Source organism: Acinetobacter sp. YH16031 (assembly GCF_013417335.1).
In the GTDB taxonomy this organism is placed as follows: Bacteria; Pseudomonadota; Gammaproteobacteria; order Pseudomonadales; family Moraxellaceae; genus Acinetobacter.
This window is the reverse complement of the sequence record NZ_VPED01000002.1, coordinates 36,500-62,594: the sequence shown is the minus strand read 5'-3', so window position 1 is coordinate 62,594 and position 26,095 is coordinate 36,500. Positions and strand designations below refer to the sequence as shown.

General features: G+C 44.4%; 26 protein-coding genes, 5 tRNA genes and 1 other RNA gene. 19 read left to right on the top strand and 13 right to left on the bottom strand.

The features are described from left to right. Nucleotides 1-3 precede the first annotated feature (3 nt). On the bottom strand, nt 4-492 hold the full coding sequence (locus FTV31_RS01455; RefSeq protein ID WP_180012745.1) for a hypothetical protein: 489 nt from the start codon (nt 490-492) through the stop codon (nt 4-6). 310 nt (nt 493-802) lie between these two features. On the opposite strand from FTV31_RS01455, the gene carA reads away from it, so the two are divergent. The 3 genes from carA (at nt 803) to greA (ending at nt 5,748) form a co-directional block, all read left to right on the top strand. Beyond that, nucleotides 803-1,942 (top strand): glutamine-hydrolyzing carbamoyl-phosphate synthase small subunit, encoded by a 1,140-nt coding sequence (gene carA / locus FTV31_RS01450; RefSeq protein ID WP_180012744.1) that lies wholly within the window; start codon nt 803-805, stop codon nt 1,940-1,942. 13 nt (nt 1,943-1,955) lie between these two features. Further along, entirely contained in the window at nt 1,956-5,186 is a 3,231-nt protein-coding gene (carB, locus tag FTV31_RS01445) for a carbamoyl-phosphate synthase large subunit (protein ID WP_180012743.1), read from the top strand. 85 nt (nt 5,187-5,271) lie between these two features. After that, on the top strand, nt 5,272-5,748 hold the full coding sequence (gene greA / locus FTV31_RS01440; protein ID WP_005236827.1) for a transcription elongation factor GreA: 477 nt from the start codon (nt 5,272-5,274) through the stop codon (nt 5,746-5,748). A 77-nt stretch (nt 5,749-5,825) separates the two neighbouring features. On the opposite strand, the gene FTV31_RS01435 is transcribed toward greA, so the two are convergent. Then, the gene (locus tag FTV31_RS01435) at nt 5,826-6,407 is read right to left on the bottom strand and encodes a TetR/AcrR family transcriptional regulator (protein ID WP_180012742.1); all 582 of its coding nucleotides are present in this window, start codon (nt 6,405-6,407) and stop codon (nt 5,826-5,828) included. A gap of 137 nt (nt 6,408-6,544) precedes the next feature. On the opposite strand from FTV31_RS01435, the gene FTV31_RS01430 reads away from it, so the two are divergent. Both FTV31_RS01430 and FTV31_RS01425 read left to right on the top strand, forming a co-directional pair. After that, nucleotides 6,545-6,949 carry a RidA family protein gene (locus FTV31_RS01430; RefSeq protein WP_180012741.1) on the top strand — a complete coding sequence of 135 codons (405 nt, stop codon included), beginning with the start codon at nt 6,545-6,547 and terminating at the stop codon, nt 6,947-6,949. A gap of 98 nt (nt 6,950-7,047) precedes the next feature. Continuing rightward, nucleotides 7,048-7,674, top strand: a complete 627-nt coding sequence (locus tag FTV31_RS01425) for a CatB-related O-acetyltransferase (protein ID WP_180012740.1) — start codon at nt 7,048-7,050, stop codon at nt 7,672-7,674. Here the strand turns inward: FTV31_RS01425 and FTV31_RS01420 are convergent. From FTV31_RS01420 to coaD, 5 genes are all read right to left on the bottom strand, one after another. Next, nucleotides 7,658-8,389 carry a hypothetical protein gene (locus FTV31_RS01420; RefSeq protein WP_257227121.1) on the bottom strand — a complete coding sequence of 244 codons (732 nt, stop codon included), beginning with the start codon at nt 8,387-8,389 and terminating at the stop codon, nt 7,658-7,660. The genes FTV31_RS01425 and FTV31_RS01420 overlap by 17 nt on opposite strands. A gap of 123 nt (nt 8,390-8,512) precedes the next feature. Continuing rightward, nucleotides 8,513-8,589 (bottom strand) — tRNA-Met (locus tag FTV31_RS01415). Nucleotides 8,590-8,661: 72 nt separating this feature from the next. Next, nucleotides 8,662-9,039: RNase P RNA component class A (gene rnpB, locus FTV31_RS01410), an RNA gene on the bottom strand. A gap of 26 nt (nt 9,040-9,065) precedes the next feature. Then, a complete protein-coding gene (locus tag FTV31_RS01405; RefSeq protein ID WP_008305083.1) occupies nt 9,066-9,329 on the bottom strand; it encodes a YfhL family 4Fe-4S dicluster ferredoxin in 264 nt (87 codons plus the stop codon). 1 nt (nt 9,330) lies between these two features. Then, complete coding sequence (coaD, locus tag FTV31_RS01400) at nt 9,331-9,822, bottom strand: pantetheine-phosphate adenylyltransferase (RefSeq protein WP_180002110.1); 492 nt, start codon at nt 9,820-9,822, stop codon at nt 9,331-9,333. Between the two features lie 138 nt (nt 9,823-9,960). On the opposite strand from coaD, the gene smpB reads away from it, so the two are divergent. Beyond that, complete coding sequence (gene smpB / locus FTV31_RS01395; RefSeq protein WP_004784822.1) at nt 9,961-10,437, top strand: SsrA-binding protein SmpB; 477 nt, start codon at nt 9,961-9,963, stop codon at nt 10,435-10,437. Nucleotides 10,438-10,487: 50 nt separating this feature from the next. Here smpB and FTV31_RS01390 read toward each other — a convergent pair whose 3' ends face one another. The 3 genes from FTV31_RS01390 to rluD are packed head-to-tail and all read right to left on the bottom strand — an operon-like array spanning nt 10,488 to nt 12,923. Further along, nucleotides 10,488-11,048 carry a flavodoxin family protein gene (locus tag FTV31_RS01390; RefSeq protein ID WP_005236845.1) on the bottom strand — a complete coding sequence of 187 codons (561 nt, stop codon included), beginning with the start codon at nt 11,046-11,048 and terminating at the stop codon, nt 10,488-10,490. Between the two features lie 40 nt (nt 11,049-11,088). Continuing rightward, nucleotides 11,089-11,829 (bottom strand): peptidoglycan editing factor PgeF, encoded by a 741-nt coding sequence (gene pgeF, locus FTV31_RS01385; RefSeq protein ID WP_180012739.1) that lies wholly within the window; start codon nt 11,827-11,829, stop codon nt 11,089-11,091. Nucleotides 11,830-11,870: 41 nt separating this feature from the next. Next, nucleotides 11,871-12,923, bottom strand: a complete 1,053-nt coding sequence (rluD, locus tag FTV31_RS01380; RefSeq protein ID WP_180012738.1) for a 23S rRNA pseudouridine(1911/1915/1917) synthase RluD — start codon at nt 12,921-12,923, stop codon at nt 11,871-11,873. Between the two features lie 71 nt (nt 12,924-12,994). On the opposite strand from rluD, the gene FTV31_RS01375 reads away from it, so the two are divergent. Continuing rightward, entirely contained in the window at nt 12,995-13,987 is a 993-nt protein-coding gene (locus FTV31_RS01375) for an outer membrane protein assembly factor BamD (RefSeq protein ID WP_180012737.1), read from the top strand. Nucleotides 13,988-14,183: 196 nt separating this feature from the next. Further along, nucleotides 14,184-16,088: a DNA primase gene (locus tag FTV31_RS01370; RefSeq protein WP_180012736.1), complete on the top strand. Its 1,905-nt coding sequence runs from the start codon at nt 14,184-14,186 to the stop codon at nt 16,086-16,088. A 71-nt stretch (nt 16,089-16,159) separates the two neighbouring features. Here the strand turns inward: FTV31_RS01370 and hemA are convergent, their stop codons facing one another. After that, a complete protein-coding gene (hemA, locus tag FTV31_RS01365) occupies nt 16,160-17,443 on the bottom strand; it encodes a glutamyl-tRNA reductase (protein WP_180012735.1) in 1,284 nt (427 codons plus the stop codon). A 78-nt stretch (nt 17,444-17,521) separates the two neighbouring features. On the opposite strand from hemA, the gene FTV31_RS01360 reads away from it, so the two are divergent. The 11 genes from FTV31_RS01360 to panD all read left to right on the top strand — a co-directional run bounded on the left by FTV31_RS01360 (nt 17,522) and on the right by panD (nt 23,619). Continuing rightward, nucleotides 17,522-19,225: a tetratricopeptide repeat protein gene (locus tag FTV31_RS01360; RefSeq protein WP_159123462.1), complete on the top strand. Its 1,704-nt coding sequence runs from the start codon at nt 17,522-17,524 to the stop codon at nt 19,223-19,225. 16 nt (nt 19,226-19,241) lie between these two features. Further along, on the top strand, nt 19,242-19,820 hold the full coding sequence (gene lolB, locus FTV31_RS01355) for a lipoprotein insertase outer membrane protein LolB (protein ID WP_180012734.1): 579 nt from the start codon (nt 19,242-19,244) through the stop codon (nt 19,818-19,820). Between the two features lie 21 nt (nt 19,821-19,841). After that, a complete protein-coding gene (gene ispE / locus FTV31_RS01350; RefSeq protein WP_180012807.1) occupies nt 19,842-20,672 on the top strand; it encodes a 4-(cytidine 5'-diphospho)-2-C-methyl-D-erythritol kinase in 831 nt (276 codons plus the stop codon). Then, nucleotides 20,671-20,745 (top strand) — tRNA-Gln (locus FTV31_RS01345). The genes ispE and FTV31_RS01345 overlap by 2 nt, the downstream gene beginning before the upstream one ends. A 26-nt stretch (nt 20,746-20,771) precedes the next feature. Then, nucleotides 20,772-20,846 (top strand) — tRNA-Gln (locus tag FTV31_RS01340). Between the two features lie 20 nt (nt 20,847-20,866). Beyond that, a tRNA-Gln gene (locus FTV31_RS01335) sits at nt 20,867-20,941 on the top strand. Nucleotides 20,942-21,032: 91 nt separating this feature from the next. Then, nucleotides 21,033-21,107: transfer RNA gene (locus FTV31_RS01330), tRNA-Gln, on the top strand. Between the two features lie 36 nt (nt 21,108-21,143). Then, a complete protein-coding gene (locus tag FTV31_RS01325) occupies nt 21,144-22,097 on the top strand; it encodes a ribose-phosphate pyrophosphokinase (RefSeq protein WP_004784839.1) in 954 nt (317 codons plus the stop codon). Nucleotides 22,098-22,197: 100 nt separating this feature from the next. Next, entirely contained in the window at nt 22,198-22,494 is a 297-nt protein-coding gene (rplY, locus tag FTV31_RS01320) for a 50S ribosomal protein L25 (RefSeq protein WP_004784841.1), read from the top strand. A gap of 19 nt (nt 22,495-22,513) precedes the next feature. Next, nucleotides 22,514-23,095 (top strand): aminoacyl-tRNA hydrolase, encoded by a 582-nt coding sequence (gene pth, locus FTV31_RS01315; RefSeq protein WP_005236857.1) that lies wholly within the window; start codon nt 22,514-22,516, stop codon nt 23,093-23,095. A gap of 143 nt (nt 23,096-23,238) precedes the next feature. After that, on the top strand, nt 23,239-23,619 hold the full coding sequence (gene panD / locus FTV31_RS01310; RefSeq protein WP_004784844.1) for an aspartate 1-decarboxylase: 381 nt from the start codon (nt 23,239-23,241) through the stop codon (nt 23,617-23,619). A 66-nt stretch (nt 23,620-23,685) separates the two neighbouring features. Here panD and FTV31_RS01305 read toward each other — a convergent pair whose 3' ends face one another. Continuing rightward, nucleotides 23,686-24,249 (bottom strand): GDYXXLXY domain-containing protein, encoded by a 564-nt coding sequence (locus FTV31_RS01305; RefSeq protein WP_180012733.1) that lies wholly within the window; start codon nt 24,247-24,249, stop codon nt 23,686-23,688. Next, nucleotides 24,246-26,051: a DUF2157 domain-containing protein gene (locus FTV31_RS01300; RefSeq protein ID WP_180012732.1), complete on the bottom strand. Its 1,806-nt coding sequence runs from the start codon at nt 26,049-26,051 to the stop codon at nt 24,246-24,248. Before FTV31_RS01300 ends, FTV31_RS01305 begins: the two co-directional genes overlap by 4 nt. Between the last annotated feature and the right edge of the window lie 44 nt (nt 26,052-26,095).

The window sequence follows — 26,095 nt, the reverse complement described above, 5'->3', positions numbered from 1 at the left end:
CCCCTAACTCTTCAGCTCAGGGCTTTTTTCTGAACTTTCAGCTTTTACCATGGGTTTGACCTTTTTTAGAACTTCAATGGTACTGTCTTTTGAGCGCTTGAATGTACCAGTCAGATGCTCTTTATGTTTGGTCGAGATCTGGCTGACATCTTCTTTCAGTTCCTTACCCATATTGGATAAGTCTTCAATGACTGCAGTAAATTCGGTTTTGATAAAGCTGGTTAATTCAGTCAGTTCTTTTTGCGAACCAAATAACTGCTCTTTCAAAGTATCGATCCGTTGCAACAGATCCTGTTTCAACTGACGTAACTGCTCCTGCATAGTATCACCCAGCTGTTTCGCTTCGACTTCAAGTTTCTCTTTGCTTTCTTCGATGGTTTCCACCACCTGTTCTTTGGCTTCAGCTGCTACTTTTTCAAGCTGTTCAGTCGTTTCTGAAACCACGGTATTGATCTTTTTCTTGGATTGGGAAGATTTCGCTGCTGTAGTCATGTGTCTTATTCCTATAGTTATATTACGACTCATCCATATTAGTAGTTTTGATAAAAATTAAGATTTGATTTGTTAGACAATTCTTAATTGCTTACATTTTTTTACGTTGTTCGTAAAACAGACTTTCAAGCAAAAAGCAAGCCATTTATCTCATACTTTTGCTGTAAAGCTATTGGACTTGGGGGGTGGTTCTGCGTATAATGCCGTGTTAAGTTCAAGCGAGCAGACATAGGAGGGTAGGTTTAAAAATTAACCTTCCTTTTTTTTCGTCTACTCGCTTTTTTACAGCCTAAATTTCAGGAGCTTTGGTTTGAGCACCCCAGCAATTTTAGCCCTTGCCGACGGAACTATCTTTAAAGGTACTTCAATTGGCGCATCGGGTTGTACGACTGGTGAAGTCGTTTTCAACACTGCCATGACTGGCTATCAAGAAATTTTGACTGATCCTAGTTATGCACAGCAGCTTGTAACGCTAACTTACCCACATATCGGTAACACAGGTTGCAACGAAGAAGACGCTGAATCAGGTCGTATTCATAAAGTATGGGCAAACGGTTTAATTATCCGTGACCTTCCTTTACTACATAGTAACTTCCGTGCGAATCAATCACTCGGTGATTATTTAAAACAGCACAATGTAGTTGCCATTGCTGACATCGACACGCGACGATTAACTCGAATTTTGCGTGATAAAGGTGCACAAAACGGTTGTATCCTTGCGGGTGAAAACATCACTGAAGAAGAAGCAGTCGAAAAAGCACGTGCATTCGGTGGTTTAAGTGGTTTAGACCTTGCGAAAGAATGCTGTGATCCGACCGGTTTCGAATGGACTGAAGGCTCATGGGCACTTGGCAAAGGCTTTACTCAACCTGAACTTAAATTCCATGTGGTTGCATACGACTACGGTGTCAAAACCAACATCTTGCGTATGCTCGCAGACCGCGGCTGTAAATTGACTGTGGTGCCTGCACAAACTCCTGCTGAAAAAGTACTTGCGTTAAATCCAGATGGCATATTCCTGTCAAATGGTCCTGGCGATCCAGCTGCATGTGACTACGCAATTGAAGCTGTAAAAACAATTGTTGAAACAACTGAAATTCCAGTATTTGGTATCTGCTTAGGTCACCAGATTCTTGCTCTTGCATCGGGTGCTAAAACGGTAAAAATGCCGCACGGTCACCATGGCGCTAACCATCCTGTACAGAACATCGAAACTGGTACAGTGATGATTACTTCTCAAAACCACGGCTTCGCAGTGGATGAAAGCACCTTGCCTGCGGTATTGTGTGTGACTCATCGCTCACTGTTTGATGGTACGAACCAAGGTATTCATCGTACAGACAAACCTGCGTTCAGCTTCCAGGGTCACCCTGAAGCAAGCCCTGGTCCACATGACTGCGCACCATTGTTCGATCATTTCATCGAACTTATCGAAGCATCTAAGAAGTAATTAAGGAAGCATCATGGCTAAACGTACTGACATTAAAAGCATCTTGATCATTGGTGCTGGTCCGATCGTCATCGGTCAAGCATGTGAGTTTGACTACTCAGGTGCTCAAGCATGTAAAGCGCTTCGTGAAGAAGGCTACCGCGTTATTCTGGTGAACTCTAACCCAGCGACCATTATGACCGACCCTGCAATGGCAGATGCGACGTATATCGAACCGATTACCTGGCAGACTGTTGCAGCAATCATTGAAAAAGAACGTCCAGATGCTGTGCTTCCAACGATGGGTGGCCAGACTGCACTGAACTGTGCCCTTGCACTGGATGCCAACGGTATTCTTGAAAAATACAACGTTGAACTGATCGGCGCGACCAAAGAAGCGATCGAAAAAGCAGAAGACCGTAAACTGTTTGACGAAGCAATGCGTAAAATTGGTCTGGAATGTCCAAAAGCGGCTATTGCTGAATCTATGGAAGAAGCACTTGAGATTCAAGCGCGCTTCGGTTTCCCTGTAATTATCCGTCCATCATTCACGATGGGTGGTTCAGGCGGTGGTATTGCTTACAACCGTGAAGAATTCCTGGAAATCTGTGAACGTGGTTTCGACCTCTCTCCTACTCACCAGTTACTGATCGATGAATCACTGATTGGCTGGAAAGAGTACGAGATGGAAGTTGTTCGTGACAAAAACGACAACTGTATCATTGTATGTGCGATCGAAAACTTTGACCCAATGGGCGTACACACAGGTGACTCGATCACTGTTGCGCCTGCACAAACACTGACTGATAAAGAATACCAGTTAATGCGTAATGCATCTTTAGCGGTTCTTCGTGAAATCGGTGTTGAAACAGGTGGTTCTAACGTTCAGTTCGGTATTAACCCGAAAGATGGCCGTATGGTAATCATCGAGATGAACCCACGTGTATCGCGTTCATCTGCACTGGCATCTAAAGCCACTGGTTTCCCGATTGCGAAAATCGCAGCGAAACTGGCTGTTGGTTATACCCTTGATGAACTGAAAAATGACATCACTGGCGGTACAACTCCAGCATCGTTCGAACCAGCAATTGACTACGTTGTTACCAAGATTCCACGTTTCAACTTCGAAAAATTCCCGCAAGCTGATGCGACACTAACTACACAGATGAAATCTGTAGGTGAAGTTATGGCGATTGGTCGTAACTTCCAGGAGTCTGTGAACAAAGCACTTCGCGGTCTTGAAGTTGGTGCAACTGGTTTTGATGAAAAAATCGAAGTGGGTACTGAAGGTGCGCGCGAGAAAATTCTTCAAGAACTTAAAGTTCCAGGTCCAGAACGTATCTGGTATGTGGCTGATGCATTCCGTCACGGTTTCACTCTAGACGAAGTATTTGCGGCAACCAACATCGACCGCTGGTTCCTGATCCAGATCGAAGACATCGTTAAAACTGAAGAACAAATCAAATCTTTAGGTTTTGGTGATCTTAACGCTGACAATATCCGTTCATTTAAACGTAAAGGTTTATCTGACCACCGTATTGCCAACCTGATGGGTATTTCACAAAAACAATTCCGTAAGCACCGTTGGAATCTGGGCGTAACTCCAGTCTACAAACGTGTGGATACATGTGCAGCAGAGTTTGAATCTGATACAGCGTACATGTACTCAACTTACGATGAAGAGTGTGAATCTAATCCGTCTAACCGTGACAAAATCATGGTGATTGGTGGCGGTCCTAACCGTATTGGTCAAGGTATCGAATTCGATTACTGCTGTGTACATGCTGCCCTGGCAATGCGTGATGACGGTTATGAAACCATCATGGTGAACTGTAACCCTGAAACGGTTTCAACTGACTATGACACGTCTGATCGTCTGTACTTCGAACCGATTACACTTGAAGACGTTCTTGAAATCGTACGTACTGAAAAGCCGAAAGGTATTATCGTTCAGTACGGCGGTCAGACTCCACTGAAACTGGCTCGTGCTTTGGAAGAAGCTGGTGCGCCAATTATCGGTACATCTCCAGATGCGATTGACCGTGCAGAAGACCGTGAACGTTTCCAACAAATGATTCAACGTCTGCAACTTCGTCAACCGAACAACAGCATCGTAAAATCTGCTGAAGAAGGTATGGCAGAAGCAGCTAAAGTGGGTTATCCACTGGTGGTACGTCCTTCATACGTACTCGGTGGTCGCGCGATGGAAATCGTGTATAACGACGAAGAATTAAAACGCTACTTACGTGATGCTGTACAAGCATCGAATGAAGCGCCTGTTCTTCTGGATCACTTCCTTGATGATGCGATTGAAGTTGACGTGGACTGCGTATCTGACGGTAAAGACGTGGTGATCGGCGGTATTATGCAGCACATTGAACAAGCCGGTATTCACTCTGGTGACTCTGCATGTTCGATTCCTCCATATTCATTGTCTGAAGACGTGCAAAACGAAATGCGTCGTCAAACCATCGCTATGGCTAAAGAGCTTGGCGTTGTGGGCTTGATGAACGTTCAGTTTGCAGTTAAAGGTGATGATGTTTACATTCTGGAAGTGAACCCTCGTGCTTCTCGTACGGTTCCGTTCGTTTCTAAATGTATCGGTGAATCTTTAGCAAAAGTAGCTGCACGTTGTATGGCTGGCCAATCTCTTGAGTCTCAAGGCTTTACCAAAGAGATTATCCCTGCTCACTTCTCTGTGAAAGAAGCAGTATTCCCATTCAACAAATTCCCTGGTGTTGACCCGATCCTTGGCCCTGAAATGAAATCAACAGGCGAAGTAATGGGCGTTGGTAAAACATTTGGTGAAGCGTTCTACAAAGCTGTTCTAGGCTCTAACGATCGTTTACCAGGTCTACCAACTGAAGGCGAAGTGAAACATGCATTCATCTCTGTACGTGATTCTGATAAACCACGTGCGGCAGGTATTGCGAAGCAGCTTGCTGACTTCGGCTTCAAGATTCTTGCGACTGGCGGCACATATGATGTGATTAAAGCTGCAGGTATTGAATGTGAACGTGTAAATAAAGTAACCGAAGGCCGTCCAAACATTGTAGACCGCTTGAAAAATGGTGAAATTCACCTCATTATCAATACCACCGAAGGTAAACAAGCTCAGCAGGATTCATTCTCGATTCGTCGCTCTGCGCTTCAAGGTAAGGTATACCATACCACTACCCTGAATGGTGCTGATGCTGTATGCCAAGCTTTAGCAATTAAATTGCCGATGGATGTATATCGTTTGCAAGATTTAACAGTAGGTTAATTCGTTACTGAGAAGTCCCGTCACCTTCTCGGTGGCGGGCTTTTTTTCATTTATAGACTTTCATTTTTATTACTGAGGGACAACTATGCAACGTTATCCTATGACTCCCGAAGGCAAACTTGCCTTAGAGAAAGAATTACACCAACTGAAAACTGTGGATCGTCCACGTATTACTGCAGCGATTGCAGAGGCACGTGAGCATGGGGATTTAAAAGAAAACGCGGAATATCATGCTGCGCGTGAGCAGCAAGGTTTCTGTGAAGGCCGTATTCAGGACATCGAAGGTAAACTGGGCGCTTGCCAGGTGATTGATGTTAAAGAACTGGAGCAAAACGGTCGTGTAGTTTTTGGTGTCACTGTGACTATTGAGAATCTAGACACTGAAGAACGCAAAACTTACAAAATCGTAGGTGATGATGAAGCAGACTTTAAGATCAACAAGATCTCTGTGAACTCTCCGATCGCGCGTGGCCTGCTGGGTAAAAACGAAGGCGACGATGTGAAAATCGTAACTCCACAAGGTGAAGTTGAATACGAAATCGTAAGCGTTGAATATATCTAATCTTTAAATAGATATTTTAGGCTGTAAGACCCCTCAAATGAGGGGTTTTTTATTGATCCGAGAAATTCCCATCGATTTTATTTTAAGAAGCCAGACGCCAATGCTTCAAATGCCTGTAAAGCCTGAGGTAAGACCTGTGCAGGATGCTCACTAGAAGCCACCCACAATGCTGCATTCATTGCTGCACCATTTAACAAGACTGCCGCAGCAAGTGCATCGACGGGTTTTAATCTACTTTCAGCCAGTAACTGTTCTACACATTCACGTGTTGACTGTAGGCATTTACTTTGACTTGGCCAATGTGCAGGATCTCCTAATACTGCCGGCCCATCACGTAGCACAATCCGTTGAAACTCAGCATTCAAAGCATTTTCAATATAGGTTCGCCCTTCAAGCATCAATCCTTCCCATAGATCATCAGGCTGCTCCAGATGTTGCCCGGCATATTCAGCCATTTCTGAATCAATCTGATCGACCACGGCAGCAAATAAGCCCTTTTTATCTCCAAAATGATGGTATAGCGCACCCCGGGTCAGCCCCGCTTCTGCCGTAAGCTTATCCATGGAAGTGTCCGCATAACCGTATTCAGCAAATGCACGACGTGCGACTTCTATGAGTTTTTTGCGGGTTTCCGCCATTTTTTGTTCACGTACAGACATATATTGTTTCCATCAGTATTGTGAAAATTTTAATTGACATACGCATCGTATGTCAATTATGTTTACATACGTTACGTATGTGAAAACTTAAACAGCTTTCTAAAATACGTATAAATTAAAATTGAGCGAGAATTATCATGACTAGAACTGCAATATTTCCCCAAAATCCCCATGCTTTGTATGAACAGCATGGTTATTCTGCCGCAATCAAATCAGAAGATTTATTATTTGTTTCTGGTCAGGTTGGTAGTCGTGAAGATGGTAGTCCTGAACCTGACTTTGAGAAACAGGTAGAACAAGCCTTTGAAAACTTGGCTGCTACATTGGCAGCAGCTGGCTGTACTTTCGATGATATTGTCGATGTCACCACCTTTCACACCGATCCTGAACAGCAATTTGAGAGTATTATGAAAGTTAAAAACGAGATTTTTACGCAAAGGCCCTATCCGAATTGGACAGCTGTGGGGGTGACCTGGCTGGCAGGTTTTGACTTCGAAATCAAAGTCATTGCGCGTATTCCTCAATCCGCTAAGGCCATGTAAAACTTAATCCTGATCAGGCCAGTTGTTGAATGGGATTGTTCTCCAGCTTAAAGATCAATTCGCTATAATGGCGTATTCCTTATTTTTGTATCCCGGTTATGGCTGAAAAGTTGATTAATTCCCCTGTGAACCATTGGTGTGAGTTCGAATTCATCTCCAAAACCGTGAAGAATCCAAATATTCATATTAAGGGCAATTACAGCTATTACTCAGCTTATTGGGATCAAGGTTTCGAGCGTTGTGTGGTGCGTTATCTGCATGACAAACCAGCCACACCAGAGAAACCAATTGACCAGCTTTATATCGGCAATTTCGTCTGCTTTGGCGCAGAATGCGTAATTATGATGGGTGGCAATCAGTTGCATCGTACTGACTGGATTTCAGCATTTCCGTTCGATACACGCAGTTTTGTACCTGCTGGCGACACAGTCATTGGCGATGGTTGCTGGATTGGCTCGCGCGCCATGATTATGCAAGGCGTGACACTCGGTGAAGGCGTGGTCGTTGCTACAGGTGCAGTCGTGACCAAAGATGTGCCACCTTATGCCATAGTTGGCGGCGTACCTGCGAAAATCATTAAATACCGCTTCCCTGAAAAAGATATAAAAAAACTGCTTTCCCTTAAAATTTATGACATTGATGAAAAGCAGTTTTTAAAAATGCGTGAGCAGTTGCAGACGGATGATGTTACATCGCTACTGCATGCCTTTAACGCACTTGAATAAAAGGGATTAGCGTCAAACTCCGCTGTTTATATTCATCGATTTTATTATTTTTAAGCCAGTTTATATTCAAATAACTTAGATGCCATTCATAATAAGCCAATCCTACATCTCTATAGCTGATTTTAAGTATGGTCGCCTGCTGATCTTCACAATAATTATTCTTTTCATCTTTCATATCTCGGTAGCAGGAGAGTTGATTCTGGTATTGGTAAAAAGGTAAATGCTCAAAGACCAGTTTTGTTTTTCCTTTTGGAAGTAATTGAATAAAATCTACACTTCGCTCACCCCTATCATCACCCAGAGAGTTTGAAATACCGCCATAAACCAAGGCAATGGCATAACTATGCTTATTTAAAGGGTAAAGTGCAGGATGGAGATAAATGATCGACTTATGATCCTCCTGAATTGCAAATACAGGTTGATGCTGATCCAAATCCCAGTGCTCCATAATTCGATATTGCTCACGCTGCTTTACAAGCTGTGTGATTCGTAATTTGTCTTCTATCAAATAATAATATTTATTTTTTGCAATACTGACTGACCAGAGTTGAGCATTCATTTCATGACATTCGGATTCTAATTGTTGGCAAATTTTCCTTATTTCAGTTGCAGAAACATTTTCTTTTTGAAACGGCAATGATTGAATTGAATTTTCAGCAAAAACAGGAAAAGTAATATATAAAATTAAGATGTTTAAGATGATTTTTTTTATCATTATCAATATTCTTGTCATGGTTTTATTTGACCGATTGTAAGGTGTTTCAGCTCTTCCTCCAAGTACAACTCAAAATTAAGCCATAAAAAAACCCACTCAATCGGAGTGGGTTTTTTCAGAATATGGTGGCTATGACGAGACTTGAACTTGTGACCCCCGCATTATGAGTGCGGTGCTCTAACCAACTGAGCTACATAGCCTTAAACTGTGCGCGCATTATGGGTTTTTCTGTTTAGAACGTCAAGCCCATATTGTGCTGATTGATCAAAATTTGGTGAAGTGAGCCGATAAGCCGGGTTCTGTCGAGAACGATCATTCCTCTAGGCGTACAATCACTCATACGCTCAAGCGACCTACCCGGATCCAGCATGGGCCATGCCTAAAGGATCCCTATTTGGTCTTGCTTCCGGTGGGGTTTACCATGCCATGAACTGTTACCAGTCATGCGGTGCGCTCTTACCGCACCCTTTCACCCTTACCTCCGATTCCGATTACTCAGAACCATAATGAAGGCGGTCTACTCTCTGCTGCACTTTCCGTCGGCTCACGCCGCCCAGGCGTTACCTGGCACCTTGCCCTATGAAGCCCGGACTTTCCTCCCCTGCTTCAATCACGGAGATCTCCACAGCAGCGATCGTCTGGCTCACTTCGAGCCGCATAGTACCAAATCTGGCGACTAATTGCTTGATGTTTTTTGAGCAGTCAGTTTTTCATACTTGGCCTGAAGCTCCTCACGCGTCTCGGCATGGTTCGGATCAAGCGGAATACAGTCCACAGGACAGAATAACTGGCACTGTGGTTTATCATGATGCCCGACGCACTCTGTACATAAGTCCGGGTTAATTTCATAGATGACTTCACCCATGAAAATTGCCTCATTCGGACAGACAGGCTCACAGACATCACAATTGATACATTCATCGGTGATATATAAAGACACTCTACCAACCTTGTTGAAGTTTACGCTCGAAGGCTTCAACCACGTTTGGCGGAACAAACTTGGTCACATCACCTCTTAAACGAGCAATTTCACGCACCAATGTGGATGAAATAAAAGAATATTGCTCTGAAGGGGTTAAAAATACCGCTTCAAAATGAGAATCCAGTTGACGATTCATGTTGGCCAGCTGGAATTCATACTCAAAATCAGACACTGCACGTAAACCACGCAATACCGCTGTCGCATTCTGCTCGCGGAAGAAGTTCACCAACAGGCCATCAAATCCTACAAATTCAACATTGTTCAAATGGCTTAATGACGTTTTGGCCAGTTCAACTCGTTCTTCCAGACTAAATACCGGGTTTTTATGATGTCCGATTGCAATCGCAACTACAACTTCATCAAACATCTTTGCTGCGCGGGTCACCAAATCAATATGGCCATTGGTGATCGGATCAAAAGTTCCCGGATAAATTACACGAGTTTTAGTCATCCATTTGTACTCTGTTTATTGTGTAAGTTTCCATTTTAACAAAATCTTCATTTTTTAGTGAAGAAACTCCATCAATTTAAACACTTCAACTCAATAAAAGTTACGGTACAATAGCTACAACTTTGGAAGTGTCTGATTATGGCGAAAGCAACTGTAGTTAAAAAAAATAACGGCGGAACGATTGCTCTGAACAAACGTGCCCGTCACGATTATTTTATTGAAGAAAAATTTGAAGCTGGACTTTCCTTGCAAGGCTGGGAAGTAAAATCCCTGCGTGCCGGTCGTATGAGTATTGTGGAGAGCTATATCACCTTTAAAAATGGTGAAGCCTTCCTGTTCGGCGCACAGATTCAACCTTTACTGAGTGCATCTACCCATGTTGTCCCTGAAGCGACGCGTACCCGTAAACTGCTGCTGAAACGCCGTGAAATTGAAAAACTCATGGGCGCGATCAACCAGAAAGGTTATTCCTGTGTACCATTGGCCTGTTACTGGAAAGGCCCGCATGCCAAGCTGGAAATTGCGTTAGTAAAAGGTAAACAGTTACACGACAAACGTGCATCTGAGAAAGACCGTGATTGGCAACGTGATAAAGCGCGTATTTTCCATAAATAATACCAGCAATAAAAAACCTCCAACTAATGGAGGTTTTTTTATGGATCGAATTAGGCTTTCAGATTCAGACGCGCTAGGGTCAAGGCAATATATTCCCCAAACCAGATCGCGGTTTGTAAATCCCCTTCCGGTGGTGTCACTTCAACAGGTGCATTGTCAGATTGGGTCATGAGGCCCAGAAAGCTCGACATGCGATTCAGATCTGTAGTGGAACGACCTGTCGGCATCAACGGTAGACCTGACCACAACATGCCATGTTGCATCGCGAACAGATTAATCTGCTGCAAGACAGCCAGCTTGTCCCCACTTAAGCCACCACCATTGGTAAAGGCTGCTGCCAGCTTGCCTTGCCAGCTACGTGCCAGCCAGCGCTTGGACGACTGCTCCATAAATAACTTCATGGCAGAAGTCAGACTACCCATATAGGTCGGACAGCCAAATACAATTGCATCGGCAGCGTCCAATACCTCCCAATCCACCTGTTCCACATTCATCATATGCACCTGGACACCAGTTTTTTGTGCGCCTTCGGCAATGAAGTTTGCCACTTTAGCCGTGTGTCCATAAGGACTGTGATAAACAATCGCAACAGATTGGGAAGATAGGGACATAACAATCAAAAACCAAGAATTTCAATCAAGTTTAACATTTTCATGCCATAAACACGAATGTTGCCATGCGTCCGGTTTTGGCTTCACGGCGATAGGAAAAATATTCATCCGCCTGACGATATGAACACTGATCGCCACCTAAAACAGTCTCAACACCCTGCTGCTGCAAGATGTAACGCGCAATTGCATACAGATCCGCATAGTATTTCCCGGCCTGTTCCCCTGCCTGAAATGCACTGTCCAGTTCAGGATATTTAGAACAGAAAGCTTCTTTTACTTCTGCGCCAATTTCAAAACAAGGCTGGCTGATCGCTGCACCAAGCCACGCCCAGGTTGGCTGGGTCTGCATCGCGGCAATGGTATTTTCAACGATACCGCCTGCCAGCCCACGCCAGCCAGCATGCAGATTGGCCACTTCAGTACCTTCAGCATTACCCAGCACTACCGGCAAGCAGTCTGCCGTCATCATCATTAAGGCATGAGCTTTGCGCTGTGTCACCAGACCATCACCGACCAATGCCTTAAAAGGCATCTGCTCATTGATAGTATGACAAATGGTGCTATGCGTCTGTGTCATCCAGGTAATTTTGTCCACGCCAAAAGGCTGGAAATCTTTCAACAGCTGAATGCGATGCTTCTGTACACGCGCAGCATCATCATTGACATGCAAAGCCAGGTTAAAGCCCGCTAGCTCTGGCTGGGCTGATGGCTGTACCTGTTCATGATAAACACGGGTCTGACCTACATAAACACCTTGAGGCAAACCTTGTACAAATTGCATGTCGCTTCCCTTTTTTTAATGACAGCTAATAGAATGAAAAATTAATAGGCCTTGTTTTCGCTACGCAGCACTTCAACCAGATTGGCGAAGTCTTCTGGCCACGGCGCATTAAAGATCATTTCTTCTTTGGTACGTGGATGTTTCAGGCCTAGAGTCGCTGCATGCAGTGCCTGACGTTTAAAACCACGCAAGGTGTCATCCAGCAATTGCGAAGCACCGGCTGGCATACGCACACGTGGCATATAGACCTGATCACCCACCAGACCATAGCCCAGGTAGCTAAAGTGCACACGAATCTGGTGCGTACGACCGGTTTCCAGACGTGCCTGAATACGGGTGAAATGCTGGAAGCGTTCTTTCACATTGTAGTGCGTCACCGCTTCCTTACCGCCTGGCAGGACTGCCATTTTCACACGATCCACTGGATGACGTTTAATCGGTTCATCAATGGTACCGCCAGCAATGATGTTGCCATAGACGATCAGGTCATACACACGGTAGACGGTCTTTTTCTCAAGCTGTTTGCTAAGCGCAAACTGCGCTTCCAGATTTTTAGCAACAACCAATAGACCACTGGTGTCTTTATCAATCCGGTGTACTAAACCTGCACGCGCCAGTTCAGAAGATTTCGGATAATGATGCAGCAAAGCATTGACCAGTGTACCAGTCATATTACCTGCACCCGGATGCACCACCATGCCCACTGGTTTGTTAATGACAATAATGTCATCATCTTCATAGACGATATCCAGTGGAATATCTTCAGGCAGGCTACGGGTTTGTGCCTCCAGTTCAACGTTTAAAGTCAGGGTTTCAAAGCCGTCACTTTTAAATTTCGGCTTAACTGGTTGACCATTCACTAATAAATTGCCGTCTTTGATCCATTGCTTGAGCTTTTCTCGAGAAAAATCGCTCCAGACCATGGCCGCAATCTGGTCGATACGTTGCCCGATATAACTTTCATCCAATTGAAATTGCAACGATAAACGTGTTGCAGTTGCGTCTGAAGTATGGTTATCTGCATCCTCAGAATCTTCAAGTAAATTGAAATCAGTATCAGGGATATTAGAATTGGAAGATTGTGCTTGACTCATTTGCTCATTCAGACAAAAGTGGTTTAATAGTGCAATTGTAGCTCATTGCCCGTATTAACAGAGGAATTTTTATGTCGCTACCACATTATAAAATGACAATGCTTGCTGTGACGTTAGGCATTGCATCGGCAATGGTAGGCTGTAGCAGTAATCCAAAAAAAGAAGTCGTGGACAAAGGTCCAGAATCTAGCGAACAGGTTTATATCCAAAAAGCACAGAATGCGCTAGATCGCAAACAATATACTGATGCAGCAAAACAGCTCGAAGCACTGGAAACCTATTATCCAACCAGCCAGTATGCACCGCAGGCGCAACTGGAACTGCTATATGTCAAATTCCAGCAAAAAGATTATGAAGGTGCAGTCGCACTGGCAGAACGCTTTATCCGTCTGAATCCGCAACATCCAAATGTCGACTATGCTTACTATGTTCGTGGCGTAGCGAATATGGAGCAGAACTATAATGGCCTGCTGCGTTATACCTCATTAAAACAGTCACACCGTGATGTGAGCTACCTGAAAGTGGCTTACCAGAATTTTGTCGATTTCATTCGCCGCTATCCATCAAGTACCTATGCTGTAGACGCTGCACAGCGTATGAAGTTTATCGGTCAGGAACTGGCAGAAAGCGAAATGAATGCGGCCCGTTTCAATATCAAGCGTAAAGCATATTTGGCTGCTGTTGAACGTGGTTTATGGGTAATTGAACACTATCCACAGACTCCACAGATTCCAGAAGCGCTGGCAACCGTTGCTTATGGCTATGACAAGCTGGGTGACAAAGCCACAGCACAGCAATATATCGAAGTACTGAAACTGAACTATCCAGGTCTGGTGAATGCTGATGGTACTGTGAACCTGCGTGCAGCACGTAGTGAAGGCAGTTTCTTCAACCGTGCGACTTTGGGTATTTTCGGTAAAGAAGCCAAAACTGTGACCGATACGTCTAGCCAGTCGGCTGAACCACAGGCAGAGAAACGCAGTCTGACCAATCGCATGACTTTTGGTTTACTCGATCGTCCTAAAACTAATGAAACTAAGCTCCCTGAACCGACTGCTGAATAAGCCGACTGTTACAGGTGCATTTTTGCAAAGGGCAAGTTATCATACTTGCCCTTTTGCATTTTCTGAGCAATGCTTGAACAAATTGTGCAAACAGGTTATACCAATTAATTCATTTATAGCGTTGGATGAATCATCCTACTCTTAATTTTCAATGATTTAACACCTAAATAACGCAGCACGAGAAGCTTAGCAAACCATGGCCATTCCTCAGCATACGATTGATCAGATTCTCGATCGCACCGATATTGTCGATGTGATTGGTCAATACGTGAAACTAAAAAAAACTGGCCGTACCTATTCGGGTTGTTGCCCTTTCCATCAGGAAAAATCTCCTTCTTTTCACGTCTATCGTGACAAGCAGTATTTCCACTGCTTTGGCTGTCAGGCCAACGGCAATGCCATCCGCTTTTTAATGGATATTGGCAGCCGCAATTTCATTGAAGTGATGAAAGACCTCTCTAGCCAGACCGGAATTGAACTGCCTAAAGACAATAAAGATTCCAATCGCTTAAAATACAAACGCGAAGCCAAACCAAAACCGGTTGCTACGCCACCAGTAAAAACTGCGGATACATCTACAAATCCAGTATCAGAACAACCTGCTTATTTTGATCCATTTGCTGAAATTCAGGCACCTGAAGCTGAATTTTATACAGATGATCCTTTTGCCGCTTTTGAGCAAATGCCTACAGCAGAAGCACAAGCAGATGGCAACTTATACGACCTGCTGGAGAATATCACGCAGTTTTATGAGCGCCAATTACCCAATAGTCCAAGTGCCCAGCAGTATTTTAAACAGCGTGGTCTGACCGCAGAAACGATTGCCTACTGGCGACTCGGGTATGCACCGGAAGACTGGCAACATCTGGAAAAAGCCTTTCCGCAGGATATTGAAGGTCTCAAACTTTTAGGCCTGATTCGTACTAGCGATAGTGGCCGGGATTTTGACCTGCTCCGTGATCGGGTCATCTTCCCGATTCGTGATAGCAAAGGTCGCGTGGTTGGTTTTGGTGGTCGTGCACTGAATGACGAGATCAAACCGAAATACATCAACTCACCCGATTCAGAAGTTTTCCATAAAAACCAGTTACTATATGGCCTGTATGAAGGTCGCAAGCAGAAAGCTCAAGACTGGCTGATGGTGGAAGGCTATATGGATGTCATTGCCTTGCAGCAATATGGCATTCATGGTGCAGTAGCTACTTTGGGAACAGCAAGTAATACTGATCACCTAAATATTCTGTTCAAGCAGAATAACCGGATTACCATTGCTTTTGATGGTGATGCGGCCGGACAAAAGGCTGCACGCCGTACTCTGGAAATTGCTCTACCCTTACTGAATGATGGGCGTGAGCTCAAATTCTTTGTCCTGCCGAATGACCATGATCCAGACTCCCTGATTCGTCGTGAAGGCATTGAAAATTTCCGACGTCTGCTGGATCAGGCACCGCTACTCTCTGACTTTGTCTTTGCTCATCTTACCCAGAATCACGACATTGCAACGCCTGAAGGTAAAAGTCAGGTGATGGGAGAGCTACGTCAGCTAACCGAATTATTGCCAAAAGCTGGCTCATTCCGTTATCTACTACAGCAGTTCTTTCGGGAAAAACTCGGTTTTAGCCGCAAATGGCAACCCAAAGTCAATAATGACGCCTCTCTAAGCTTTAGCACCAAAATTGATGCCGAAGAGTATGTCATTGCGATTCTGTTGAATCATCCATATCTGTATATTCATTTTGAACCATTACGCGCACTGGTCAGTGAAGATCAGCTGTTGTTCAAGATTCTGAATATATTTAATGTGATTTTTGATGAATTGCCGGATGATCCGGAATTGTCGACCTATTATGTACTCGGTGCCTGTGCTGCACATCATCATGAGTTACAGCATATCCTGCAACATGCAAATGTCAGTGATTACACCTCTTCTCCTGAGCAGGCAGACAAACTGGCGGCAGACTTCTCGATCAAGCTGCAATATCAGTGTCTACAACACAAATTAAAATCGAAAAAGTTTAGTAGCATCGCGGAGATGAAAAATCTCAAGATGCGGATTTATGAAATTGATAAAAAACGTTCCATGACCTTACTCGAAGATTAAAAATCATGAAAATAAAAAAGGCGTTTATTTTAAACGCCTTTTAAATATCGGAAAGTTATCCCGACATCATCTTAATGTTTAACCTTACGGCGATGCTGAACCACGTCCTGCAAACTGTTCTGTAGCATTTCAAAATAGCTTGGATCTTCAGCTTTGGCAGCTTCACGCAGCATGATTGAGGTCGGATGCAGAAGTTTTTGGGTCAAACGATGCGAAAATTCGGCCAATACTGTTTCAGCACTTTCACCTTTGGCAATACGTTGCATAGCAGTTGCCAGTTCTTCCTGACGTAAGCTTTCCCCATAATCCCGGTAAGCATGAATCGTACTACCCGCCTCACTCACCTTCTGCTGGGTGATCAACTCAGTCGCCAGTTGATTGACCATCACTTCCGCTTCGACCGCTGCCTGACGACGCTGCGCCAGGTTTTCATCAATCACGCTTTGCAGATCGTCCACGCCATAGAGATAAACTCCATCCAGCTTTTCAACTTTTGGATCAATATCACGCGGTACAGCCAGATCGACCAACAGCATTTGCTGGTAACGGCGCTTCTTTAAGGCAGCTTTGACATCCGGATAGTGAATGACTTGATGCAAACTACCGGTACAACTGGAAATCACATCTGCACGATGCAAGTTTGCTGCCAGCTGATCAAAATCAATAATCTCGACTTCTGCACGGTGGGCAATTTCATGCGCCAGATTCTCTGCACGAGCACGAGTTCGGTTACAGATAATGATTTTTCTGACGCCCATTTCTGCCAGATGTTTGGCCACCAGACTGTTCATTTCCCCGGCTGCCACGACCATTACAGTTAACTGCTCAGGTCGGCTAAATACTTGCAATGCTAATTGTGCGACTGCATAGCCCATCGATACTGCATGACTGCCGACTGCTGTTTCCGAGCGCACACGCTTGGCCGCATAAAAGGCATATTCAAAGATACGATTCAGGTTTTGCGAAACGGTTTTAGATTCTTTGGCAAGAGAGAGTGCGGTTTTGACCTGTCCCAGAATCTGCGGTTCACCAAGCATCAGGGAGTCGAGACCACTGGCGACACGCATCAGATGAGTGACGGCTTGCGCATTCTCATAGCGATAAACATGATTCTGTAATTGCTTGGGATCAATACCATTGGTCTGGGCGAGCCAGTTTAGCACCATGTCGACATTGTCCGACATCGCGTAAACTTCGGTCCGGTTACATGTAGACACCACCACCATATCATTCAGTACAGGGTGCTGGCTTTGCTCGGCAAGTAAAATGCTTAACTTTTCAGGGTTAAAAGCAATCTTTTCGCGCAGCTCTACAGAGGCAGTTTGATGGTTGACACCCAATGCAAAGAAAGACATATCAGGTCATCATTTCACTAAATTTATGCTATTGTGCAACATCGGTGTCATAAAAAGCATTACTTGGATAAAGAAAAATTGCGTCTAACAACTAGCCGTATAAACGGCCCTACCATTAAGCAATATTCTACCACATTCTTGCTGGTGGTTAGCATGGCTTCAACTGCTCATCTTTATGCAGCAGAAGCAGTTTACCATGCAAATCAAAATTATGATGCGATAAAACAAAGTATGATAGCCGAGTTCGCACTCGCCTATCGCGATATTCCAAACGCTTTACACAACTATACTGTGCTGGCCATTAAAAGCAATTCCACCGCGGTTAAACAGCGCGCACTCAATATCGCCCTCGAACATGAAGACCTGAATGCAGCGCTGGATATTTCTACCCACTGGGTCGTTCAAGAACCACAGGATGTGCCGGCATTATTCTATCTGGCGCATATTGCCTTAAAAGCGCATGAGTACGAACTGGCGGCAGAAACGCTGGAAAAGATCCTGAAAATTGATGATAACGCCGATCTAGAAGAAATTCTGGCCGGGATTGCCCCGGATGAGCCGGATGACCGTGAATATTTAATTCAGGCTCTAAGTACTAGCAAAGCCAAAGACAATCCTTCGATTCTGGTGCTGGTCGCCGGTTTGGAAGCACAAAAAGGTCAGCTAGAACAGGCTCTCAATACCATCAACCGCGCCTTAAAAAAACGTCCAAAGTCGACTGGTTATATCCTGATGAAAGCCAATCTGTTGGCGGCATTGGGTGATGATGCGGAAACGCTGAAATGGTACGAGAAAGCCAGTCGCAAACATCGCAATAACATGGATATACGTCTGGCTGAGGTTAAATACCTGATCAAGCTAAATGAAGCTGAAAAGGCCTTACAGAAACTAGAAACGATCCTGAAAAAATCACCACAACACGAAGAAGCACTGTTTATTGCCGGTCTGACCAGTATTGACCTGCAACAATATGAACGAGCTGAAAAATACCTGGTTGAGCTCCGTTATTCGGCTCAGTACCAGAATGAAGCCTATTACTATCTGGCGGTCAATGCAGAACGCAAACAGCATTATGAAACCGCCAAGGCGTATTACCGCCTGGTGGATGGCAGCCTGTATACGGTCTCACGACGCAATATCATTGCGATCTTTGCCGAGCAGGATAAATTGCATGATGCGCTGCGCTTTCTGACTCAGGAACGGGTCAATTATCCGCAACATGCCAGTTTCCTGTATCTGGCTCAAGCGGATATTCTGAAACGCATGAACAATAAGAACGCAGCGATCCGAATTCTGGAGGAAGCCAGCAAAAACCTGCCGGATGATCCGGAACTGGTCTACGCTCAAGTCTTGTTATTAGATCCGCATGAAGACCGTGATCAACTGGATCAGCTGTTAAAAACCCTGCTTAAAATCGAACCGAATAGCCCAACCTATCTGAATGCTTATGCCTACACACTGGCGCGACAAAATCGCCGTCTGGATGAAGCACGGCGCTATGCTGAACAGGCACTGGAATATGCGCCAGAACAGGCTTCTATTCTGGATACCTATGGCTATATCTGTTATTTGCAAAATGACTTTGCCACGGCTGCCCAAGTGCTGCTTAAAGCCTATGAACTGAATCCAAGTGCGAAAATTGGCGTCCGTTATGCACGTTCGCTTTATATGAAAGGTGATCTACAACAATTCCATCAAGTGTTACAACAATTACAACAAAACCATCCAAATGACCCAGAATTAAACCAACTTAATTCGCTATTGTTAGCACCACAATCCTGAACGAGTCCATTCTTTTATGCGCAACATAAGTACTTTAGGCTGCTGTTTCCTTGCTTCTACTGCCCTGTTCATGAGTGGCTGTCAGCAGATGGTTCAGCAAAAAGCGCCTGTCACGCCATCGGTACAGGCTGAAAACCAGTTCCAGCTGCAAGGTAAAATCGGGGTACGTACACCTCAGCAAAGCGGTAGCGCCTTTTTTACCTGGGTGCAGCAGCAGGAAGAATTTGATATTGAACTGACTGGTATCCTAGGTGCCGGAAAAACCCAGATTTCAGGCACTCCTGGCCAAGTGACTTTGAATAGTGCCAAAACCGGCCTGATCAAGGCAGCAACGGCAGAAGAATTACTGCAACATGCAACCGGCTGGCAGGCACCCATCAGTCATTTAGTCGATTGGGTACAGGCGCGTCCTGCGACGCAATCTGCCCAGATCCAGAAAGACAGCTCACAGCGTATCAGCCAGATTATTGAACAAGGCTGGACGGTAGACCTCAGTTATAACCAGCAGGCAACTGTTCCAAACCGCTTGATTTTAAAGCAGTCGCTTGAGAATGGGGGTGAAAACCGTATTACAATGGTGATTCAAAACCGTTAACTGGTCTGATGCAAGCCTATGATGATTCGTGTTCCCTCACCTGCAAAACTGAATTTGTTTCTCCATATCACCGGTCGCCGTCCGGATGGTTATCACGAGCTGCAAAGTATCTTTCAGTTGATAGATTTGTGTGACTGGCTAGAGTTTGAGCAAACAGATGATCAGCAGATTCAGATTGAAGGTCTAGCCTCAGTCGATTTGGAACAGAATCTCATCTATCGTGCAGCGCAGATTTTGCAGCCTTATGCCAAAACGCCTTCTGGTCTGATCATTCGACTAGAGAAGAATATTCCCATGGGTGCAGGTCTTGGTGGTGGCTCATCCAATGCAGCAACGACCTTGATTGTGCTGAATCAGTTATGGCATTGTGGCTTAAATTCTGAGCAACTGGCAGAGCTCGGCGTCAAGCTGGGCGCGGATGTGCCTATTTTTATTCATGGTCACAATGCTTGGGCTGAAGGTATTGGTGAACACTTAACATTCATAGACTTAGATCAAAAACAGTTCATTGTGTTAAAACCTGACTGTTTTATCAGCACTCAACAGCTTTTTTCACAAAAAACGTTGACAAGAGACACGAAGCCCTCTAAATTTTGCGCCTATCAGATAAAGCCATCTGATTTCGGAAATAACTTTGAGCCAGTGGCACGAAGCCTATATCCAGAAGTCGATGAGGCGATGCAATATCTCGATCAATTCGGTGTTGCAAAGCTTACAGGTACAGGTGCTTGTGTTTTTATCGAAGTGACTGATGATATGAATGTGACCGACATTCTTGAGAATGCACCATGTAAATCTTACCTGGTGAACAGTCTGCAAGAATCGCCATTACGTCATTTCAAGGTTCAATAGGGGTATCGCCAAGTGGTAAGGCACCGGGTTTTGATCTCGGCATCCGTTGGTTCGAATCCAGCTACCCCTGCCATTATTCACCTGTAGATGTACTGTATTAGGGGTATCGCCAAGTGGTAAGGCACCGGGTTTTGATCCCGGCATCCGTTGGTTCGAATCCAGCTACCCCTGCCATCTTACAGTTCATCAAATCTAGGGGCGTCGCCAAGTGGTAAGGCACCGGGTTTTGATCTCGGCATCCGTTGGTTCGAATCCAGCCGCCCCTGCCATTTTCTCGAAAAAAGACAGAACATCATTTGCTGTAAGACTGTTAATTTACCTTGACACAATACCGCAAAAATATTAAAGTTCTGCCGCATTAGGGGTATCGCCAAGTGGTAAGGCACCGGGTTTTGATCCCGGCATTCGTTGGTTCGAATCCAGCTACCCCTGCCATCTACTTCCATACATACCAACCGCCAAGGGTGCTTCATGCCCAATCTTGTCGTTTTTAGTGGAACCGCGCATCCACAATTCGCTCAAAAAGTCGTAAGTCACTTACATATTCCTCTAGGCGCTGCCTCTGTAGGCCAGTTCTCTGATGGCGAAATCGCTGTTGAGATCACTGAAAATGTTCGTGGTAAAGACGTATTCATCGTACAACCTACTTGTGCACCGACCAACGATAACCTGATGGAAATCCTGGTCATGGCTGACGCGTTACGCCGTGCAAGTGCTGGTCGTATTACTGCCGTGATTCCTTACTTCGGTTATGCCCGTCAAGACCGTCGTCCCCGTTCAAGCCGTGTGCCGATTACTGCAAAAGTTGTTGCAGATATGCTGACCACTGTAGGTATTGACCGTGTGGTGATGATTGACCTTCACGCTGACCAGATCCAAGGTTTCTTCGATATTCCTGTAGACAACATCTACGGTACGCCAGCCCTGCTTGCTGACTTACGCCAACAACAGCATCATAACCTGATGGTTGTTTCTCCTGACGTAGGTGGTGTAGTTCGTGCTCGTGCTGTTGCGAAACAGATGGGTGATATCGACCTGGCGATCATCGATAAACGTCGTCAAAAAGCGAATGAATCACAAGTTATGCATTTGATTGGTGATGTGAAAGATCGTGACTGTGTGATCGTTGATGACATGGTGGATACTGCTGGTACGCTTTGTAAAGCTGCTGATGCGTTGAAAACTTTCGGTGCCCGCAAAGTAGTTGCTTACGCGACTCACCCAGTATTATCTGGTAAAGCACTTGAAAATCTGAAAAATTCTGTGATCGATGAGTTGGTAGTTACTGACACCATCCCTCTTTCAGAAGAAGCTTTAGCTCTTGGCAAGATTCGCCAGGTTTCAGTTGCAAGCATGGTTGCTGAAACAATTCGTCGTATCAACAACGAAGAATCTATTAGCGCAATGTTCGATTCTTATCTATAATAGTGCGCTGAATTTCCAAAGCCCTGCCATTTGGCGGGGCTTTCTATCACCGGATCGGTCGCAGGTCCGGTTCATTTAAAACTTAAATAGGATGTCTATCATGGCAAACTTCGTATTAAACGCAGAAGCACGTGAAGTAGCACAACAAGGGAAAGGTTCGAGCCGCCGCCTTCGTCATGCTGCTAAAGTTCCAGCGATCATCTATGGTGGCGAAGCTGCTCCTGTAGCTGTTTCTCTTGAACTTCGTCAGCTTGTTAAATTCTTAGAAAGCAACTCATTCTTCGAAGAAGTAATCGAAATTGATGTAAACGGTAAAGTTGAAAGCGTTAAAATCCAAGCGTTACAACGTCACCCAGCTAAAAACACTCCAATGCACGCTGACTTCAAACGCGCATAAGTGTTAATGGTGTAGATTAGTGTCAAATATTTCACTGATTGTAGGTTTGGGCAACCCAGGTTCTGAGTATGCTCAAACCCGCCATAATGCAGGCTTCTGGTTTGTAGAACGCCTTGCAGATCAATATGGCATTAGCCTTAAAAAAGACCCTAAATTCAATGGATTCAGCGGTCGTGGCAATATCGAAGGTCAAGACGTCCGTCTCCTTCTACCTACAACATTCATGAACCTTTCCGGTAAAAGTGTTGTTCCTTTCGCCAAATTCTACAATATCGCACCCGAATCAATCCTGATTGCCCATGATGAACTGGATATGAATCCAGGCATTATTCGCCTGAAAACTGGCGGTGGTCATGGTGGACATAACGGTTTACGCGATATCGTGCCGCATATCGGTCCGAACTTTCATCGTCTACGCATTGGTATTGGTCACCCAGGTTCTAAAGACCGTGTTTCTGGTCATGTCCTGAGTAAAGCACCAAGCAGTGAACAAGAGTTAATGGACGATGCAATTGCCCATGCACTTGCTCGCGCCAAAATGCTGGTGAACGGTGAAGTACAACAGGCAATGAATCAAATCAATGCTTATAAACCGAACTAAACATTCATAAATTGCTGGACAATTCCGCTTGCCTTGCTGGCCATTTAGGCGCAAAATGCGCAAGCCTACCCACTTATCCAGTGTCGTAGAAATTGATTCAACCATAAGATCAAAGTCTTAGGTCAACTAAGGGGACGCTAGCCATGCTATCTCGTTTATTAAAATGCAAAATTCATCGCGCTTTTGTTACACATGCAGAATTACACTATGAAGGTTCATGTGCAATTGATGGCGTTTTGATGGATCTAGCTGGCATTCGTGAATACGAAGAAATTCATGTTTGGAACGTGACCAATGGTAAGCGTTTTACTACTTATGCCATTCGTGGTGAAGATAATTCAGGGATTATTTCTGTGAATGGTGGTGCTGCGCACCAGGCTGATGTTGGTGATATCGTGATTATCGCAACATTTGGTGATTTCACTGAAGCTGAAGCCAATGCTCATAAACCACGTCTGGTTTATGCCAACCCGGATAACACTGTGAATCACACTGCAAATTGCATTCCGGTACAAGTTGCCTAAGCTGGTTCGACAAGATTCTAAAAAGCTCGCTTCTCGCGGGCTTTTTTATGGTTGATTAAAATAAAACTAACTCCCCTGCCACCAGCTTTTTCGGTTCTCACAGTTTAAGGACTTAAGATTTTGATCTACCAGGTCGGCCAACAAAGCTTCTCCATTTTCTTTTAGCTTTAATTCAGCGAATTTGGCATTACGATAACAAGGCTCAAGTCCCTCGGCGAACATAAAACTGTTGGCAGCCGGATATAAGCCTTCAAAGGTATTTCGCGGATTTTTCAGAATTAATTGCGCTGAGCGTGGCTGATCCAATGCACTTTGATCAAAACTGGTTTTGACAACTCTTCGTTGCTCATCAAGCTGTACATAGCTTGGTACACGGGACTGGTTTTCAAAATCTTGAATATTCGCTTCTGATTCTGGTCGCTCTGATCTATTCTCCGCTGCTAGTGCACTAAAATGCAGATCATAATTCAGCGCCATATAATCGCCTTGCAGAATTGATCGCGGATCTGCTGGTGCCAGTTCTACGAAAATACTTTGGCTATCTCGAAGATGCCATTCATGTTGCGCAATCAATCCACAAAATAAGGCAATACTGAAAATAGCCAGATGCAAAGGAAGAAACTTTTTCATCTTGCCTCTCCTTGCTCATGTTGTAGTTTTGACCCCTTTAAAATATAGGCCAGCAACAAGACCAGTATCCCTGAAGCAAAGATACTGATGCATTTTAATAGGAAGCTTAAGCCCAGATTGTAATACAGCATCCATAGCCAGAAGATCAGCAATAAAATGGTAAGTGCCTGTATAAGTCGTTGCTGATAGACCACTGCCCATGCCATAAGCAGCATAATGATAAAAATCTCAAAATAGCCCAATAGAATAAGTAAGATGCCAAATACAGGAATCAGCCAAAGCCATTTTTCACTAAATTGCTGCCAGTTTTGCCAAATAAAACTCAGTAGTAATAAGCTCGGAAGAACATAAAACAGCAGAACGTGGTCAAAGCTGATCTGCCCGATGCCCTGCCAGTGCTCTAATCCAGTCACCGATTGAACCACGGCTGAACCTGTCAACATAGCGATGATCCAGAGCAGAATACTTTTCTGATAAATTGAGGACTGCCAATATTTAGCGGTTAGGAATAGCTCGATAAAAATGACATAGTTCAAGCTTAGGGCAAACGTGATTACAATATCATCATGCTTAAAGGAGTTCTCTAATGCCAAAACGACAATTGCTAAAGCATGAGCTATCAAGAGCTGTAAGGTCAGAATGAACCAGTGCATCCGTTTGATCACAGTCAGAGCCAGCATCATTAATTGCAACAGCCACACTATAAACAGACTATCGGTGAGCAGTTCCGTATGAATTAATACAGCAGCTTGCCCGCAAACCCAAAGACAATAGGCAAACTGACGTAAAAATATGGAATTCTTTTGACTTAATAATTTCCAAGCGATGCCAATAAAAATGAGACCCAAAACAATTGAAACTGCTTTCCAATAGGTCAGTAATAAAACTGCCAGAATAATCCCAGCTATCCATGCACCAAGTGCCAAAGGAATGACGGAGAATTTGGTTTGTGGAAAAATTTTCTTTAGGGCAAAACTAATCATCGCAAACCAGCCAAAGATCAGCATTGCCAAGATAAATAAGCCCGCTGCTGAATTGGTAAGCTGATCGTCCACCAGTTCAAACAGCCATAGGCTCAAACTGGCAGCCAAGCCTGCAATCAGTAAAATGGTTTCTAGTGCCTGATGCTTACGATAAAAATAAAATGCAGTACCTGCTGGCAGAACAACTGAAGAAGCCAGATAGATCAGCTGAAAATGATGGGTAAACTGCATCATGCTGCTGATCGAAATCATGATAATGAGTGCAATAAACAGGTACCGCAGCAGCAGATAATAACGTATGGCAAAGGCAAAGCTGATGGCTGTCAGTAGGTTCAAAGTCAATAAATACAACCCTTCTGCCCGTATCATCCAGAAACTTTGCTTAAAGTAAAAATACAATGCCAGCTGACTGACCACACAAAGCATGGCAAAAACCCCGATATTTGGTCGATATAGCCACGGCAACAGCAATACGGCCCAGAGCAGAAATAACTGATAACTATCCGCACCAGTCTGATAGATCTGCCCAATCACCACCAGACTTAAGCCCAGCATCAGGCCAGATACAGTATCCAGACTCTGTCTGATCCATTCCCGCTGATTAAAGTAAATGCTGGCTATTGCACTACAGAGTAAAACCAGCATTGGAATTGCTAACTGTACCTGATTCGGTAGCATCCACCAGTTCGCAGCCATTAAATACAGCAAACTGACTGCAATCAGCGCAACGCCCAAAATATTGAGATAACGCAAAACCTTTGCATCACAAAACAGCAAGGGAGAAAATGGATTATTATGGATCAGCTCGGTTTTCTTCATTGTCAGAATGATTGATCAATTTCTATTGTTAATAGCAACATAAC